Source organism: Neisseria sp. P0001.S005, assembly GCF_051963715.1.
Genome location: NZ_JBQCTZ010000782.1, coordinates 1 through 362, shown reverse-complemented (window position 1 = coordinate 362; position 362 = coordinate 1). Strand labels below are relative to the sequence as shown.

Below are 362 nucleotides of genomic sequence, written 5' to 3'. Positions count from 1 at the left end.
ATTTTATCGCCGGCACCCACTTCGCGGTAAGCCAATTTAGCAGGGATGTAGAATGTTGCTTCGCCGCCTTCTTTCAAGAGTTGGATACCTTCAGTCCAACCTGGAATTACTTGGCTTACAGGGAAGCTTACAGGTTCGCCGCTGTTTTTGCTGCTGTCAAATACAGTACCATCAATCAGACGGCCTTCGTATTCAACGGTAACGATGTCGTCTTTAGTCGGTTTTTTGCCTTCGCCTTCTTTGATGATTTTGTATTGCAGACCGGAAGCGCTGGTTTTCACGCCTTCTTTAGTCGCGTTTTCTTTCAAGAACGCTTCGCCTTTTTCCAAGTTTACTTTGGCATCTTCAGCACGTTTGGCAGT

General features: G+C 46.4%; 1 protein-coding gene. It reads right to left on the bottom strand.

Going from position 1 to position 362, the window contains the following annotated elements:
* The coding region (locus tag ACTHSP_RS22850) for an FKBP-type peptidyl-prolyl cis-trans isomerase (protein ID WP_440347110.1) at nt 1–362 on the bottom strand (362 nt) is incomplete at both ends.